This window comes from Sphingobium trunci (genome assembly GCF_022664535.1).
GTDB lineage: Bacteria > Pseudomonadota > Alphaproteobacteria > Sphingomonadales > Sphingomonadaceae > Sphingobium.
In genome coordinates this window covers 110761-126135 of the sequence record NZ_JAKUJY010000009.1, presented here as the reverse complement: position 1 = coordinate 126135, position 15375 = coordinate 110761, and the positions used below count along the sequence as shown (strand labels likewise).

The 15375-nt window shown below is 65.3% G+C and carries 16 protein-coding genes; 5 read left to right on the top strand and 11 right to left on the bottom strand.

Going from position 1 to position 15375, the window contains the following annotated elements:
- Positions 1-5 precede the first annotated feature (5 nt).
- From MJ601_RS10640 to ptsP, 3 genes are all read right to left on the bottom strand, one after another.
- Positions 6-926 (bottom strand): tol-pal system YbgF family protein, encoded by a 921-nt coding sequence (locus MJ601_RS10640; RefSeq protein ID WP_242126125.1) that lies wholly within the window; start codon positions 924-926, stop codon positions 6-8.
- A gap of 102 nt (positions 927-1028) precedes the next feature.
- The gene (locus MJ601_RS10635; RefSeq protein ID WP_242126123.1) at positions 1029-1994 is read right to left on the bottom strand and encodes a helix-turn-helix domain-containing protein; all 966 of its coding nucleotides are present in this window, start codon (positions 1992-1994) and stop codon (positions 1029-1031) included.
- A 102-nt stretch (positions 1995-2096) separates the two neighbouring features.
- Positions 2097-4373, bottom strand: coding sequence for a phosphoenolpyruvate--protein phosphotransferase (gene ptsP, locus MJ601_RS10630; protein WP_242126121.1), 2277 nt, complete (start codon positions 4371-4373; stop codon positions 2097-2099).
- A 151-nt stretch (positions 4374-4524) separates the two neighbouring features.
- Here ptsP and MJ601_RS10625 point away from each other — a divergent pair, with 151 nt between their 5' ends.
- Together MJ601_RS10625 and MJ601_RS10620 are read left to right on the top strand one after the other, a co-directional pair.
- Positions 4525-5682 carry a pyridoxal phosphate-dependent aminotransferase gene (locus tag MJ601_RS10625; RefSeq protein WP_242126119.1) on the top strand — a complete coding sequence of 386 codons (1158 nt, stop codon included), beginning with the start codon at positions 4525-4527 and terminating at the stop codon, positions 5680-5682.
- 121 nt (positions 5683-5803) lie between these two features.
- Positions 5804-6970: a pyridoxal phosphate-dependent aminotransferase gene (locus MJ601_RS10620; protein WP_242126118.1), complete on the top strand. Its 1167-nt coding sequence runs from the start codon at positions 5804-5806 to the stop codon at positions 6968-6970.
- A 61-nt stretch (positions 6971-7031) separates the two neighbouring features.
- Here MJ601_RS10620 and MJ601_RS10615 read toward each other — a convergent pair whose 3' ends face one another.
- The 5 genes from MJ601_RS10615 to MJ601_RS10595 are packed head-to-tail and all read right to left on the bottom strand — an operon-like array spanning position 7032 to position 9653.
- The gene (locus MJ601_RS10615; protein ID WP_242126116.1) at positions 7032-7511 is read right to left on the bottom strand and encodes an SRPBCC domain-containing protein; all 480 of its coding nucleotides are present in this window, start codon (positions 7509-7511) and stop codon (positions 7032-7034) included.
- Positions 7508-7999, bottom strand: coding sequence for a VOC family protein (locus MJ601_RS10610; protein ID WP_242126114.1), 492 nt, complete (start codon positions 7997-7999; stop codon positions 7508-7510). The genes MJ601_RS10615 and MJ601_RS10610 overlap by 4 nt, the downstream gene beginning before the upstream one ends.
- A 12-nt stretch (positions 8000-8011) precedes the next feature.
- On the bottom strand, positions 8012-8809 hold the full coding sequence (locus MJ601_RS10605) for a VOC family protein (protein WP_242126112.1): 798 nt from the start codon (positions 8807-8809) through the stop codon (positions 8012-8014).
- 12 nt (positions 8810-8821) lie between these two features.
- Positions 8822-9184 carry a DUF1428 domain-containing protein gene (locus MJ601_RS10600; RefSeq protein ID WP_242126110.1) on the bottom strand — a complete coding sequence of 121 codons (363 nt, stop codon included), beginning with the start codon at positions 9182-9184 and terminating at the stop codon, positions 8822-8824.
- 28 nt (positions 9185-9212) lie between these two features.
- The gene (locus MJ601_RS10595; RefSeq protein WP_242126108.1) at positions 9213-9653 is read right to left on the bottom strand and encodes a VOC family protein; all 441 of its coding nucleotides are present in this window, start codon (positions 9651-9653) and stop codon (positions 9213-9215) included.
- A 123-nt stretch (positions 9654-9776) separates the two neighbouring features.
- Here MJ601_RS10595 and MJ601_RS10590 point away from each other — a divergent pair, with 123 nt between their 5' ends.
- Positions 9777-10448, top strand: coding sequence for a winged helix-turn-helix transcriptional regulator (locus tag MJ601_RS10590; RefSeq protein WP_242126106.1), 672 nt, complete (start codon positions 9777-9779; stop codon positions 10446-10448).
- Here MJ601_RS10590 and MJ601_RS10585 read toward each other — a convergent pair whose 3' ends face one another.
- The 3 genes from MJ601_RS10585 to MJ601_RS10575 form a co-directional block, all read right to left on the bottom strand.
- Positions 10449-11270: a hypothetical protein gene (locus tag MJ601_RS10585; RefSeq protein ID WP_242126103.1), complete on the bottom strand. Its 822-nt coding sequence runs from the start codon at positions 11268-11270 to the stop codon at positions 10449-10451.
- 114 nt (positions 11271-11384) lie between these two features.
- A complete protein-coding gene (locus tag MJ601_RS10580) occupies positions 11385-12395 on the bottom strand; it encodes an NAD(P)H-dependent flavin oxidoreductase (RefSeq protein ID WP_242126101.1) in 1011 nt (336 codons plus the stop codon).
- Positions 12396-12526: 131 nt separating this feature from the next.
- A complete protein-coding gene (locus MJ601_RS10575) occupies positions 12527-13792 on the bottom strand; it encodes an aspartate kinase (protein ID WP_242126099.1) in 1266 nt (421 codons plus the stop codon).
- A 241-nt stretch (positions 13793-14033) separates the two neighbouring features.
- On the opposite strand from MJ601_RS10575, the gene ubiG reads away from it, so the two are divergent.
- Both ubiG and MJ601_RS10565 read left to right on the top strand, forming a co-directional pair.
- Positions 14034-14771: a bifunctional 2-polyprenyl-6-hydroxyphenol methylase/3-demethylubiquinol 3-O-methyltransferase UbiG gene (gene ubiG, locus MJ601_RS10570; RefSeq protein WP_242126097.1), complete on the top strand. Its 738-nt coding sequence runs from the start codon at positions 14034-14036 to the stop codon at positions 14769-14771.
- 4 nt (positions 14772-14775) lie between these two features.
- Entirely contained in the window at positions 14776-15369 is a 594-nt protein-coding gene (locus MJ601_RS10565; RefSeq protein WP_242126095.1) for a YdeI/OmpD-associated family protein, read from the top strand.
- Positions 15370-15375: the final 6 nt, after the last annotated feature.

The following is a 15375-nucleotide window of genomic DNA, read 5'->3' as shown; positions in this document are numbered from 1 at the left end:
GCCCGTCAGGCGCTGCACTTGGCCCGCGCCCGGCCCTTGTCCATCATGCCGCGCAGCCCGGACGACAGGGTGGCGCCATAGACCTGCTCCAGTTCCGCATAGACCTTGCAGGCGTCGGCGGGCTTCTTGAGCTGGAGCAGCGCCTCGCCCAGCCAGGCCAGACTGTCGGGCGCGCGATCGCCCTTGGGCCGTTTCTGGTAATTTTCATAGAAGGCAACCGAAGCCAGCGCGGGCTTGCCGTCGTCCAGATAGGCGCGGCCCAGCAGATTGGCTGCCTTGCTCGCCACCGGGGAGGAGCCATATTTGTCGACCGTGGCCTTCAACTGCGCCTGCGCCTCGGGATAGAATTTCGCGCCCCACAGGCGGAAGCCGTAAGTATAGGCGTCGTCCGCCTCATTGCCGGTCGAGGGCCGCTCGATCGCCGCCACCGCCGTCTTGCGCTCCTCGGTCGCCCCGGCAGCCACAGCGGGCTTCGGCGCGGCAGGGCGCGGCGCGGGCGCCGGATCGGCCGCCGCCGTCCCCGGCCCGGCCGCAGGCGGCACCACGACCTGCGGGGCGCGGCTTTCCTGCTCCGCCTTGTAGCGGTTGAAGGCGTCCTCCAACTGCTTCAACTTGAAGCTGTTTTCCTCCACCTGTCCGGTGATCGATGCCAGTTGCGATTCCAGCGCATTCACCCGCGCAGTCAGGTCCGCCACCGGGGTGGAGGCGGGCGATCCAGGCATCACCTGCGGCGTGGCCGGACGGGTAATTTCCGCCTCCAGCGGCGCGCCCGCGGGAAAGACCTTGCGCTGCACCGCGCGCATTTCCTTTTCGAGCCGATCCACCCGCACGTCGACGCTGACATTCTGCGCTCCGGCGGGCGGAGCAAGCGCGAACAGGGCCACCGCCCCAAGCAGAAGGTGGCTCGCGAAAAAGGCGTTACGCATGTCTATCCCCGACTTCATCTCTGCCCCTGACCATAGGGCGATATTCCACGCGGTAAAGCGTGACTTATAGGGCTGACGGCTGAACCGATCCCCCGGATCGGGTCAATTGCCCGCCGCCGGCGCCGGCGCCGGAAGCGCCGGTTCGGGCGCGGGTGCGGCTGCGGGCGAAGCAGGCACCGGCGACACCGATGCAGGCGCGCCGGTGCGCCGCTGCGTCGATGTCGATGCGGGTGCCGATGTCGATGCCGGCGCCCTTGCCGGCGACGCTGCGGCCACCGGGGCGGGCGCAGGGCGGGCCAGCAACGCTTCGGCACTGACCGGCACATCGGAAATGGTGCGATCCGGCGCGCCCAGCGGCGCGATCGCCTTGCCGCCCACGGTGACGGTCAGCGCCTGCGGCCGCCCCGTCAGGATCATCGGGTTCCTGGCATTGGCGGGCAGGGTGAAAGTCTCACCCTTCTTCATCAACCCGTCCTTCAGACGCTCGCCCGCCTCGTCATAGATGCGCAGCCACACATCGTCATTGGCGGTGAACACCACCGTCTGCACCACGGGAACCACGGGCGCTGCCCCTGTGGCCGGTTTCGCCGCCGTCGGCGCTGGCGCGGCCTGCTGCGCGGCGATTTCCTCACCTGTCGGCGGCGTCAGCAATTGCGTGCGCCACACGGCAAAGCCCGCCACCAGGATCACCACGATCGCCGCCGCCGTCCAGGCCAGCAGGCGGGAGGGCACGCGCGCCGGATCGGCCGGTTCGAAGGCTTCATAGCGGTTCGCGCCCAGATCGCTGTTGTGCACCGCATTGCGCACATCGGCCGCGATCGCCACCTCGTCCACATCGATGGCGCGGGCATAGGCGCGGGCGAAGCCGACCGCATAGGGAATGCCCGGCAGCGCGGCATAATCGTCCCGCTCGATCGCCTCCAGCTGGCGCTGGGCGATGCGGGTGCGGCTCGCGACATCCTGTATCGACAGCCCCTGCGCCTCCCGCGCCGCGCGCAGCCGCGCGCCGGGAGTGCCTTGCCGATCCGGCGCCGCCACGCCGGGGTCCTGTTCAGCTTCTTCTGCCATGCTGCTCCGCGATCCTTGAAGGCCGGTCTTGTCTCATTCCGGGACGGGGATTGTCAACGCCGCCCCGGCCTCGAAAAGTCCAAAGGCAGCATATCTATGCCCTCAATTCAATTCGATACCCTGTTCGACCGCCCATCGGGTCAGCGCCCCGCGAATATCGATCACGCCCCGGTCCATCAAGTCCCGCATCAGCGCCCGCAACTCGGTGGCATCGATGGAGCGGATCATCGCTTTCACCGGCCCGACCGAGGCGGGGGTGATCGACAGGCGCCTTATGCCCAACCCCACCAGCGCCATCGCCTCCAGCGTGCGCCCGCCCATCTCGCCGCACACGCCGACCGGCACCTCATAGGTTTCGCACGCCCGCACGACACGGTCGAGGAACCGCAATATCGCGATGCTCAACCAGTCGTAACGCTCCGCCAGCTTGGGATGCGCGCGGTCGGCAGCAAACAGGAATTGCGTCAGGTCATTGGTGCCGATCGACAGGAAATCGAGCTGGGGCAGCAACAGGTCCAGCACTTCCGCCAGCGCCGGAACCTCCAGCATCGCGCCATAGCGGATCGCGACCGGCAATTTCTTCTTCTGCGCCACCAGCCATTCGCGCTGATGTTCGACCAATGCGCGCGCCTGCTCATATTCCCACGGCTCCGACACCATCGGGAACATGACGTGCAGCACCTTGCCGGCCGACGCCTCCAGCAGCGCGCGGGCCTGGGCCTTCATCAGCCCGTCGCGGTCCAGCGCCAGCCGCAACGCGCGCCAGCCCATGGCCGGATTGTCCTCCAGCTCCTCGTCGTCGTCGCGCTGCATATAGGGCAGCGCCTTGTCGCCGCCGATGTCGACCGTGCGGAAGATCACCGGCCGGTCCCCCGCCGCGTCCAGCACGTCGCGATAGAGCCGCTGCTGCTTTTCCCGCTGCGGCAGGGTGGCGGAGACCAGGAACTGGAACTCGGTGCGGAACAGGCCGATGCCGTCGGCGCCGACGATGTCCAGCGCCTGCGCATCCTCGCGCAGCCCGGCATTCACCATCAGCTCGATCCGCTGCCCGTCCGTCGTCACGGAGGGCAAATCGCGCATCGCGGCGAATTCGGCGCGCCGCTTCTGCGTCACGTGCAGCTTGTTCTCGAACGCCTCCTCCATGTCGGGCGTCGGCCGGATCAGCAGCGCGTTGGCGGCGACGTCCATCAGGATCAGGTCGCCCTCATTCACCTGATGGCGGATGTCGCGCACGCGGCCCAGCACCGGCACGCCCATGGCGCGGGCGACGATGGTGACATGCGCCGTCAGCGATCCTTCCTCCAGGATCACGCCCTTCAACCGCCGCCGGTCATATTCCAGCAGCTCCGCCGGCCCCAGATTGCGCGCGACGAGGATGGCGTCCTGCCGCAGGCCCAGCTGCGCCGCCGTCCCCAACTGTCCCGACACGATGCGCAGCAGCCGGTTCGCCATATCCTCCAGGTCGTGCATCCGGTCCTGGAGCAGCGGGTCGTCGATCTGCCGCATCCGCATCCGGGTGCGCTGCTGCACGCGCTCGATCGCGGCCTCGGCGGTCAGGCCGCTGTCGATCGCCTCGTTGATCCGCCTGATCCACCCCTCGTCATAGGCGAACATCTTGTATGTTTCGAGCACCTCCTGATGCTCGCCCTCGGTGCCGAACTCGGCCGTTCCGGTCATCCGGTCGATCTGCTCGCGCATCTTGGTGAAGGCGGAAATGACGCGCTGCCGCTCGGCCTCCGTATCCTCGGCGACGGTATGCTCGATATGGACGCGCGGCTGGTGGAACACGGCATGCCCGCGCGCCATCCCCATGACGAGCTGCAAACCGTGCAGGATCGACGATCCGGTATCGGCGACCCGGCTGTCGAGCGGGCCGTCATCGGCCAGTTCGGCATTGGCGATCAGTTCGGACATCACCATCGCCACGGTCTGAAGCGCTTCGATCTCCACTTCCTCATAACGGCGCGGCTCCACATGCTGCACACACAGGACGCCGATCGCGCGCTCGCGCCGTACGATCGGCACGCCCGCGAAGCTGTGGTAGAGTTCCTCGCCGGTTTCCGGACGATAGCTGTAATCGGGATGCGCCGCCGCTTCGTCGAGATTGAGCGTCTCGACATTGCTGGCGATCATGCCGACCAGCCCCTCGCCCATCGCCATGCGGGTGACATGGACGGCTTCCTGCTTCAGCCCGCGCGTGGCGAACAGTTCCAGCACCCCCTCACGCACCAGATAGATGGAGCAGACCTCGCTCGACAGGGACTGGCCGATGATCTCGACCACCTTGTTCAGCTTCGCCTGCGCACTGGTGCGCGCGGCCATGACCTCCTGCAGGCGGATGAGGATCTGGCGGGCGGCGGCGGCGGGCGTGCTGGGCATGGGAGAAGCGCTAACAGATCGCGCTACCGCTTTCCAAGGCGAATATGTGCGGGAACAGCGTATTTTGCCCGCGCGGATATGGCGGAAATGAAGCGCGGTTTCGTTTATAGCCGTAAAATGCGAAACGTCAGCGAGTCAGGGAGACGAGCATATGGCAGAAATCGATACCAAGGCTTTCGAACAGGATCTTGCCGACCGCGGCTATTCCCGCCGACAGATGGGCAAGGCCGCCGCCCTGCTGGGCGCGGGCGCCGCTGCCCTGCGCATGACCGGCGCCATGGCGCAACAGGCCGCCAAGCCGGTCGCGGGCGCCGTGCTGATCGGCGCGAACGAATGCTGGACCGGCCCTTTCCCCGTTGGGGCCGAGGCCGCCTTCAAGGCGGTGCAGGAAGGCAATCGCTACGAACCCGACGATGAGCATGCCAAGCTGTTCGCCGCCGTTTCGTCCGTGGAGGGCATCCCGGCCGAGCGCATCACCGCCTGGCCCGGCTCCAGCGACCCGTTGAGCCGCGTCGCCGTCGCCTTCGCCTCGCCCACGCGCGGCATCGTCACCGGCAACCCGACCTATGAAGCGATCTGGCGCACGGGCGACTGGCTGGGCGCCAAGGTGACAAAGGTGCCGCTGAACAAGGATTATGCCCATGACGTGAAGGCGATGCTGGCGGCCGATCCCAATGCCGGCGTCTATTATATCTGTTCGCCCAACAACCCGACCGGCACCGTCACTCCGCTGGCCGACCTGCAATGGCTGGCCGATAACAAGCCCAAGGACGCCGTGCTCGTCATCGATGAGGCCTATATCCACTGGTATGACGGTCCCAACGCCGCGAAAATGGCCGCGACCCGCGACGACGTGCTGATTCTGCGGACATTTTCCAAGCTGTTCGGCATGGCGGGGATGCGGCTGGGCCTCACCTTTGCAAGTCCCGCCATCATGGAAAAGATGATGCGCTATGACGGCGGGCAGGTGACGGCGATGTTGCCGATGACGGCCGTCACGTGCGGCACGGCGTCAGTGACGCAGGCCGATCTCATCAAGGCACGCCGGGCCGAAATGATCGCCAACCGTGAAATGGCCATCGCCCATCTCAAGAGCAAGGGCATCAAGGTCATCCCCGGCAGCCAGGCAAACATGTTCATGGTCGACTGGGGCAAGCCCGCCAAGGGCATGCAGGCCGAGATGCTGGCCGAGATGGTGCAGATCGGCCGCAGCTGGCCGATCTGGCCCAATATTTCGCGCGTATCTGTCGGCTCCGCGGAAGAAATGAAGACTTTCTGCAACGCCATCGACAAGGTGTGGAAAGCCTGAGTCCAACGAACAGCATAAAATGTCAAAATGAAGGGGCGGCGCATTGTGGAAATGCGCCGCCCTTTTCGTTTCCCCTTCTGGAATATGCGCAGTTGATGGAACAACAAGGGGAACAGACGACATGACCATGATGTTGGAAAAACATGCCCGCGACGACCTGCTCGAACGGGGCTATTCCCGCCGCACGATCGGCAAGCTCTCTGCCCTGATGGCCGCGGGTGCCGCCGCCAATTCACTGCTGATCCAGCCCGCCTTCGCGCAGCAGCAGGCCGCGCGCGGCATCAAGGGCGCGGTGCGCATCGGTTCCAACGAATGCTGGACCGGGCCGTTCGAACCGGGCGTACAGGCCGCTGCCAAGGCCGCCGCGCTCGGCAACTGGTATGACCCGGACAATTACAAGGGCGATCTGGTCGCCACCGTCGCCAGGGTCGAAGGCATCCCTGAATCGCACGTCATGCTGTGGCCCGGTTCGGGCGGCCCGCTGGTCAGCACGGTCGCAGCCTTCTGCTCGCCGACCAAGGGCCTCGTCACTGCCGATCCGACCTTCGAATCCGCCTGGCGCACCGCCGACTATATGGGCGCCCCCATCGCCAAGGCGCCCCAGGCCATCGGCAAGGGCCATGATGTGAAGGCGATGCTGGCCGCCAACCCCAATGCCGGGCTTTACTATATCTGCACGCCCAACAACCCGACCGGCACCGTCACCCCGCTGGCCGATATCGAATGGCTGCTCGCCAACAAGCCCAAGGATTCGATCCTGTTGGTCGACGAAGCCTATATCCACTTCTCCGAAGCGCCGAGCGCCGCGACGCTGGTGGCGGGCCGCAAGGACCTGATCGTCATGCGGACCTTCTCCAAGCTGTTCGGCATGGCGGGGGTGCGTCTGGGCCTCACCTTTGCCGACCCGGAAGTGCAGAAGCGCATCGGCCTGTTCGGTCCTACCGCTGGCGGCCTGTCGATCACGGCCATGGCCTGCGGCAACGCGGTCTATCCCGAAGCCGGTCTGATCAAGGCCCGCCGCCAGGAAATGATCGCCAATCGCGAGGAAACCATCGCCTGGCTCAACAAGAAGGGGCTGATGGTCCAGCCCGGCAGCCAGGCTAACATGTTCATGGTGGACTGGAAGAAGCCCGCCAAGGAGATACAGACCGCCCTGCTCGCCACGCCGGAAAAGGTGCAGATCGGCCGCAACTGGGCGATCTGGCCGACCGTGTCGCGCGTCACCGTCGGCTCGTCGGACGACATGATGAAGTTCCGCTCCGCCGTCGAGAAAGTCACCAAGGCCTGACCCCTCCCGATAGGCCGAAGGGGAAGGGCGTCCGGCACATGCCGGGCGCCCTTTTCGTTCGTCAGGCGCTCGCCGCCGACGTCTCGCACAGCGCCTTGAACTGTTCCGCCATCTGGTCCCAGCCCGGATGGAAGCCCATTGCCTTATGCTTCTCCAGCGTTTCGGCGTCCCAGTGCCGCGCGGTGGCAGTAAAGCGCGTCCCCTCCCCCTCGTCGGCAAAGCTCCAGATCGCCGTCATGAAGGGCGCCTGCGGAATCCAGCCCGAAGCATAGGCGTCGGTGCTCACCACCTTCTCCATCGGCACCACCTCCAGGATAATGCCTTCCATCGGCCCCGTATCCTCGCCATCGGGACCGAACATCCGCAGCGCGCTGCGTCCGCCGGGGCGCAGATCCTCCTCGATCACCTCGGCCCGCCACGGTTTGGGACAGAACCATTCGTCCTTCAGGTCGGTCCACACCTTCCACACAATCTCGCGCGGGGCGGCGATATGGCAGGTCACGGACAGTTCGAACTCTGCCATCGATGTGGGAGCGCTCATCTATTTTCTCCATCAAAGGCAGCCTGCATCGCGGCGGTATCCAGCTTCTGCATGGTCATCATCACCTGCATCATGCGGGCGATGCCTGCCCTGTCGCCGCTATGATAATTTTCCATGATCCGGCGCGTGACGAGTTGCCATGACAGGCCATATCTGTCCTTCACCCATCCGCATGGCGCAGGCTGGCCCCCATCGGCGGTCAACGCGTCATAATAGCGGTCCAGTTCCGCCTGATCCTCGCATCCGACCGACAGCGACACCGCCTCGTCAAAGGTGAACTGGGGACCGCCGTTCAACGCCTGATAGCTTTGGCCGAACAGGGTGAACTCGACCAGCAGCACGCTCCCGCCCGCCATGGGCGAAGGCGACAAATTCTCCTCTGGATAATAGCTCACATGGTCAACCGATCCGCCAAAGATCGACGCATAATAATGCGCGGCTTCCTCGGCCTGCCCGTTGAACCACAGGCAGGGTGAAATCTTCGACATGGCTTCTCTCCCTTATGTCAGTTCAGGCGCCCGCATCCCCACCAGCGCGAACATCGCGCCCTGCGGATCGAGCGCCTGTATGATCCAGGCCCCGCCGGGAACCTCCATCGGCCCGTTCAGCACGGTGCCACCGCCGGTTTTCACCTTATCCACCGCGACATCGATGTCCGGCACGACGAAATAGAAGAGCCACAGCGGCGCGTGCATTTCCTTCGGCAGCGCCATCATGCCGCCTTCCATGCTGGTGAAATCGGTGGCGCCGCTTTGCGAGAAGAGCTGGTAATGGCCCATCTCGCCCATATCCATGGCCTCGCCCTTCCCCCAGCCGAACTGGGATGTGTAGAAGGCCAGATCGGCATCGAAATTGCCGCTATAGAGTTCATGCCAGCCGACATGCCCGTTCGCCATCGACGGCGGCGCCTCCATGCCTTCGGGGGTGGACCCCTTCAGCAACATGAACACCGCGCCGCCCGGATCGGCCATCACCGCAAAGCGCCCGACACCGATTATGTCCTCCGGCGGCCGCTTGACCGCCGCACCGGCCCCGGTCAGCCGCTGCGCATCGGCGTCGACATCCGCCGACCCGATATAGCCGCCCCACCAGGGCTTCATGCCGCAATCCCTGGCCTCTTCCGGAATCGCCATGATCCCGCCCAGCGGCCCGGCGCTGCCCGAAACCACCTGATAGTCATGGCCGCCGCCAAAGGCCTGCGCCGTCCAGCCGGTGACATCGCCGTAAAAGGCGATCGCCGCCGCGGGATCGCTGGTCATCAGTTCATACCAGAAGAATTTGCCGTTCAGATCGGTCATGATCCGTCTCCCTCACGCCTTCTCGTCGATCAGCACCTCAAACCCGCCATAGATCAGCCGCGCGCCGGAAAAGGGCATCTCCTCCCCTTCCTTGGGCTGCATCCGGGGATCGTTCATCACCTTTTCCGCGCCCGCGTCGCGCGTCGCCTTGTCGGGCCATTCGATCCATGAAAAGACGACATCCTCGCCCTCCTCCGCGATCACGGCGGTGCGGAAATCATTGACCTTGCCCGGCTTGATGTCATTTCCCCAACATTCGACCACGCGCAGCGCGCCATATTCGATGAAAATCGGCGCGGCACAGGCCGCCACTTCCTTATATTTCGCCTTGTTGCCCCTGGGCACCGGGATCACGAAACCGTCCATATAGGCCATCTCATCTCTCCTTTTTCAGGTTCGAAGTTCAGGCGGCGGCCTCCTTGTTCGCCGCCAGAGCCGCTTCCACGTCCATCCACGTCACTTCCCAGATATGGCCGTCCGGATCGGCGAAGCTGCGGCCATACATGAAGCCGTAATCCTGGCTCGGATTGGGTTCGGTCCCGCCAGCGGCCAGCGCCTTGTCCACGGTCGCATCGACATCCTCGCGGCTCGCTTCGCTCAACGCCAGGAGCACCTGCGCAGTTTCATGCGCATCGGGAATCCCGCGCGGGGTGAAGCTGGCGAAACGCTCATGGGTAAGCAGCATCACATGGATCGCATCCGAAAAACTGAGCATCTGCGCGCTCTCATCGGCGAAATCATTGTTCCTGACCGCACCCACGCTTTCGTAGAAGGCGATCGAGGCGGCCAGATCCTTCACCGGCAGATTGATGAAAATCATCTTCGGTGCGGGGGCATTGGGCATCGCGCATCTCCTCGGGATTATCTGTTCCGGCGATCCTGTCGCGACTCACCGGCTTGAACTTTATGCACTCATGAATTATCTTCTACAACAGTTAAGTTATAAAAAATAACCAAGGACTCAGTTTTGAAGAAACGAGCATATCAGGATGGCTGCGCGGTCGCCCATGCGCTGGACCTGATCGGGGATCGCTGGGCCATGCCGATCATGCGGGAATTGATGCTCGGTCCCAAGCGCTTTACCGACCTGCGCGCCAGCCTGCCCGGAATCAGCGCCAACGTGCTCACCCAGAGGCTGGAGGAGCTGGAGGCCGCCAGCGTCCTCATCCGCCGCCGCCTGCCCCCGCCCGCCGCCAGCCAGATCTACGAGCTGACCGATTGGGGCCGCGAGTCGGAGATTCTGTTCCAGGTGCTGGGCCGCTGGGCCTGCCGCTCGCCCACGATGGAACCGGGCATGCCGATGAGCAACGTGTCGGTGATCCTGTCGATGCGCACGATGATCGACCGCAGCCGCATCGGGGACATGGATGCGACCATCGGCCTGCGCTTCGGCGAGGAGGAGTTCCGGCTGGCGCTGAAGGACGGGGATTTCATCGCGGATCGCGGCGAGGCGGCGGGCGCCGACGTCATCCTGACCGGCGACCAGAATGCGCTGGTCGCGGTCCTCTATGGCGGCGTCCCGTTCGATGATGTCGCGCAGGCGCTCAAGGTCGAGGGAGACAGGAGCGTGGCCAACCGCTTCGCCCGCCTCTTCCCCCTGCCCCCCAAGGCGCCCTCGACGGTCACGCCAGCGGGATAGCTACCGAACCGGCACGAACGTCTCGCGCATCGGCGTCAGCGGAAACAGGGGCACCTGGACCTGCACCGGCGCGCCCGGCACCGGGGCGGGGGCGTTGGGCACGAATCCCGCCACTTCCTTGGGCGGCGTGGGCGGGGGCGGCAGCGGCGTGGGCGACACCACCACCGTCACCGTCCCGCCAAAGCGCGACTGCCACTCCGCCAGCCGCCGCAGATAATCGGCATAGGCGGCGTAAAAGTCCTGAAACGGCTTTTCCAGCGCCGCCAGCGCCTCGGGCGCATAGCCCAGAAGCTGGTTCGACGGCATGGCGAGGATCTTCGCCCCCACCTCGATCGCGACCGGACAAAAGCTCTTCGTCACCGGCGGCAGCGCGAAGAAATTATAGACGACGGTGTTCAGCAGCTCGCGCGCCTTGAGGCCACCCGTGCCATAGGCCGCCAGATAATTGCGGTCCACCGCCGCATTGGCCTCCCGCAGCGCGGCCTCATGCACATGCAATATCTGGTTATACTGGATGCGCGCCGGTTCGTTGATGCCATGACAGGACAGCGCCGCCACATTCAACGCCATGCGCACATGCCAGAGCGCCGTATTGGCCGTCACCCCCCGGTTGGGCGTCAGATATTTGCCGTCATCCCCGACCTCCGGAATGCTCATTTCCTCGACGGCGCCCATGGGCGGCAGCGGCTTGATCGTCGGCACGACAGGCGGCGGAGGCGTGGGGGGCGCCTTTTTCTCCGGCGTCGAACAGCCCGCGATCAGCGCGAGCGCGGCGACGGGGGCAAGCTCACAAAAACGGCGGACAGCGGTACGCAGCGGCACCCGTGAACCTCTTTCGATCATGATCCGGACGAAACAAACTCATGGCAAAAGCACGGGTTCCTGACGACCAAGCCAAGGCTCGGTTCGTCCGGCAGAGGATTCGGCTCGTCCCGTTCAGGCCCGCCGTGCCAGCGCTTCGGCGGCCTCATCCATCAGCTGGGCGATGATATCCATCACCGGTTCTTCCTTGCTGACCATGCCGACCGACTGCCCGGCCATCAGCGATCCGCCCTCCACATCGCCGTCGATCACCGCACGGCGCAGCGCGCCCGCCCAATAATGCTCGATCTGCAACTGCGCCTCCCCCATGTCGACCGCCCCGCTGTCGAGCAGATTGGCGACCTCGCGCTGCTTGACCGTAAAGGCCTCGGTCCCGGCGTTCTTGAGAGCCCGCACGGGAATGACCGGCAGGCGCGGGTCGATCTGCACGCTGGCGATCGCGTCGCGGGCCGAGGCCCGGAAAAAGGCCTTCTTGAAATTCGGATGCGCGATGCTCTCGATCGCGCAGGCGAAGCGGGTGCCCAGTTGCACGCCCGCGGCGCCCATTTCCAGATAGGCGGCGATCGCCTCGCCGCGCCCAATGCCCCCGGCAACGAACACCGGCACCTGCGAGGCCATTTCGGGCAGGATTTCCTGCGCCAGCACGCTGGTCGCGACCGGCCCGATATGGCCGCCCGCCTCCATGCCCTCGACCACCAGCGCGTCCACGCCCGAACGCACCAGCTTCTTCGCCAGCGCCAGCGCCGGGGCGAAACAGATCAGCTTCGCGCCTTTCGCCTTGATCGCCTCGATGCTGCCCTTGGGCGGCAGGCCGCCGGCCAGCACGACATGGCCCACATCGTGCTTCGCGCATACTTCGATCAGCTCGAACAGCTGCGGATGCATGGTGATGAGGTTCACGCCGAAGGGCTTGCTCGTCAGCGCCCTGGTCGCCGCGATCTCCCTGTCGAGCAGTTCGGGCGTCATCGCACCGCAGGCGATCACGCCAAAGCCTCCCGCATTGGAGATCGCCGCCACCAGATTGCGTTCCGAAACCCAGCTCATCGCCCCGCACAGGATCGCGACGTCGCAGCCCAGAAATTCGGTGCCGCGAGCCATCAGGGAAGCGAGTTTGGCGTTCGTCATAGTCATGCCCTTGGAGTCAAAAAGCCCCTCCCCTTCAGGGGAGGGGTTGGGGTGGGGGTTCTCCCCACGCACTGTTTTGTGGGGCACGGCCCCACCCCCGACCCCTCCCCTGAAGGGGAAGGGAGAAAAGGTCAAGCGACCGGCGCGTCCAGCCCATAAGCGGTATGCAACACACGCACCGCCAGTTCCGTCTCATCCTCGTCGATCAGCACCGACACCTTGATCTCGCTGGTCGAGATGGCGAGGATGTTGATGCCGCGATCGGCCAGCGACTGGAACATGGTGCTGGCGACGCCCGCATGGCTCTTCATGCCGACGCCGACGACGCTGACCTTCGCGACCTTGGTGTCGGGGATCACGCGGTTGAAGCCGATCACCGCCTTCTGGCTTTCCAGCACGTCCAGCGCCCGCGCCAGGTCGGCGCCCGGCACGGTGAAGGTCACGTCGGTCTCGCCCTTGTCGCGGCCGACATTCTGGATGATCATGTCGACGTTGATCGCGGCATCGGCCAGCGGCGCGAAGATGTGCGCCACGGCGCCCGGACGGTCGGGCACGCGGGTCAGGGTGATCTTCGCCTCATTCTTGTCATGGGCGATGCCGGTGATGAGCTGACGTTCCATCTTGTCTTCCTTGAGCTTGGCTTCCAGTTCCTCCTCGCTGACGATCAGCGTGCCGGGAAGGTCGTCCTGGGTGGGATCATCGAAGGAGGAAAGCACCTGCACGACCACGCCTTCCTTCATGGCGAGGCCGACCGAGCGGGTCTGGAGCACCTTGGCCCCGACCGAGGCCAGTTCCAGCATTTCCTCATAGGTGACGAGGTCGAGCTTGCGCGCCCGCGCCACGATGCGGGGATCGGTGGTGTAGACGCCGTCGACGTCGGTGTAGATGTCGCAGCGATCCGCCTTCAGCGCCGCCGCCACCGCCACCGCCGAGGTATCCGATCCGCCCCGCCCCAGGGTCGAGATGCGGCCATCCTCCATCATGCCCTGGAAACCGGGGATCACCGCCACCGTGCCCGACCGCATCGACGACAGCAGGTCGATCGTGTCGATATCCTCGATGCGCGCCTTGGCATGGGCTTCGTTGGTGCGGATCGGAAGCTGCCAGCCGAGCCAGCTCCGCGCATCCACGCCCATGGCCTTCAGCGTCATGGCCAGCAGCCCGCTCGTCACCTGCTCGCCGCTGGCGACCACCACGTCATATTCCGCCGGATCGTACAGCGGCGAGGCTTCCTTGCAGAAGCCCACCAGCCGGTCGGTCTCGCCCGCCATGGCGGATACGACGACGGCGACTTCATGGCCCTGCTCGACGACATGTTTGACGCGCGCGGCCACGTTGCGAATTCGCTCCATCCCCGCCATGGAGGTGCCGCCGAATTTCATCACGATGCGCGCCATTTGCTTGTCGAGCCTTGCTGGTTGTAAGAAAGGAAAGCCCTGAACTGCCCGGCATTTCGTTCGGTTGGAGCCGAAAAGTGGGATTTTCGAGCATCGGAGCGCAGCGGACTTCATGTCCGTGAGCACCGAAACACAGAAAATCGCGCTTTGCAGGTCGAAACGAGGCAGGTGACTCGTTCCGACATGAACGAAATGCCGGGCAGTCCAGAAAACGGCGCCCCTATTAGCAGCGGAAACAAATATGGCAAGTGAAGCACCCTCCACCATCGACCCGCGCGAGGCCGCGCATTTCGGGACGATGGCCGCCGACTGGTGGGATCCCAACGGGTCGAGCGCCATGCTGCACAAGCTGAACCCGGTGCGCCTGCATTATATCCGCGCGGCGATCGACCGGCATTGGCCGCAGGGAAGCGGCGGATTCCGGCCCCTGGCGGGAAAGCGCGCGATCGATGTCGGCTGCGGCGCGGGCCTGCTGGCCGAACCGCTCGCCCGCCTGGGCGCTGCCGTGACGGCGCTCGACGCGGCGGAGGAAAATATCGCGGTGGCCCGCGCCCATGCGCACGGCCAGGGCCTCGTCATCGACTATCGCGCCACCCCGGTGGAAGAACTGGACGCTGGCGGATTCGACCTCGTCACCTCGATGGAGGTGATCGAACATGTCGCCGATCCCGCCGCCTTTGCCGCCGCGCTGGCGGCGAAACTCGCCCCCGGCGGCCTGCTCGTCATGTCCACGCCCAATCGCACCCCCCTCTCCCGCCTCGCCATGATCACCATCGGCGAAAGCATCGGCGGCATCCCCAGGGGCACGCATGACTGGCACAAATTCCTGAACCCCCAGGAACTGACGAAGCTGCTGGAGGATGCGGGGCTGGAGGTCACGGACACCAGCGGGATCAGCTTCGACCCGCGCTACGGCTTCACCCTCTCGTCCAGCAAGGCGATCAACTATCTGCTGACCGCCCGCCACCGGCAGGGTTAGGGCGATGGCGCGCGAACCCGGCGTCGATGCCTATATCGCCCGCCAGGCCGCCTTCGCGCAGCCCGTCCTGGTCCATTTGCGCGAACGGGTGCACAGCGCCTGCCCCGATCTGGGGGAGGCGATCAAATGGGGCATGCCCTTCTTCACCTACAGGGGCCGGAATCTCTGCAACATGGCAGGGTTCAAGGGCCATGTCGCCTTCGGCTTCTGGCACGACAAGTTGGCGCGGGAAGACGCCAGCCATGACGCCATGGGCCAGTTCGGCCGCATCACCTGCCTGGCGGACCTTCCGGCCGACCCGGAAATCGAGGCGCTGGTCGCCAGGGCGATGGCGCTGATCGACGCGGGCGACAAACCCCGGTCGGGTCCGCGGGAAAGGCGCGCGCCGCTGCCCCTTCACCCCGCCTTCGCGGCCGCCATGGACGCCCATCCCGCCGCCGCCACGGTCTGGGCCACCTTTCCTCCGGGAAAGATCCGCGATTATTGCGAATGGATAGGCGAGGCGAAGAGCGACGCCACCCGCGCCAGACGCATCGCGCAAGCCGTCCTGTGGATTGCGGAGGGCAAGGGACGGAACTGGAAATATGAACGGCGTTGAGAGGCC

Coding starts and splice junctions, on each gene's coding strand:
- MJ601_RS10575 (WP_242126099.1), bottom strand. CDS start 13,792: ATGGCGCGCATCGTGATGAAATTCGGCGGCACCTCCATGGCGGGGATG.
- MJ601_RS10605 (WP_242126112.1), bottom strand. CDS start 8,809: ATGACCGATCTGAACGGCAAATTCTTCTGGTATGAACTGATGACCAGC.
- ubiG (WP_242126097.1), top strand. CDS start 14,034: ATGGCAAGTGAAGCACCCTCCACCATCGACCCGCGCGAGGCCGCGCAT.
- MJ601_RS10620 (WP_242126118.1), top strand. CDS start 5,804: ATGACCATGATGTTGGAAAAACATGCCCGCGACGACCTGCTCGAACGG.
- ptsP (WP_242126121.1), bottom strand. CDS start 4,373: ATGCCCAGCACGCCCGCCGCCGCCGCCCGCCAGATCCTCATCCGCCTG.
- MJ601_RS10615 (WP_242126116.1), bottom strand. CDS start 7,511: ATGAGCGCTCCCACATCGATGGCAGAGTTCGAACTGTCCGTGACCTGC.
- MJ601_RS10635 (WP_242126123.1), bottom strand. CDS start 1,994: ATGGCAGAAGAAGCTGAACAGGACCCCGGCGTGGCGGCGCCGGATCGG.
- MJ601_RS10595 (WP_242126108.1), bottom strand. CDS start 9,653: ATGCCCAATGCCCCCGCACCGAAGATGATTTTCATCAATCTGCCGGTG.
- MJ601_RS10640 (WP_242126125.1), bottom strand. CDS start 926: ATGCGTAACGCCTTTTTCGCGAGCCACCTTCTGCTTGGGGCGGTGGCC.
- MJ601_RS10600 (WP_242126110.1), bottom strand. CDS start 9,184: ATGGCCTATATGGACGGTTTCGTGATCCCGGTGCCCAGGGGCAACAAG.
- MJ601_RS10580 (WP_242126101.1), bottom strand. CDS start 12,395: ATGACGAACGCCAAACTCGCTTCCCTGATGGCTCGCGGCACCGAATTT.
- MJ601_RS10610 (WP_242126114.1), bottom strand. CDS start 7,999: ATGTCGAAGATTTCACCCTGCCTGTGGTTCAACGGGCAGGCCGAGGAA.
- MJ601_RS10625 (WP_242126119.1), top strand. CDS start 4,525: ATGGCAGAAATCGATACCAAGGCTTTCGAACAGGATCTTGCCGACCGC.
- MJ601_RS10565 (WP_242126095.1), top strand. CDS start 14,776: ATGGCGCGCGAACCCGGCGTCGATGCCTATATCGCCCGCCAGGCCGCC.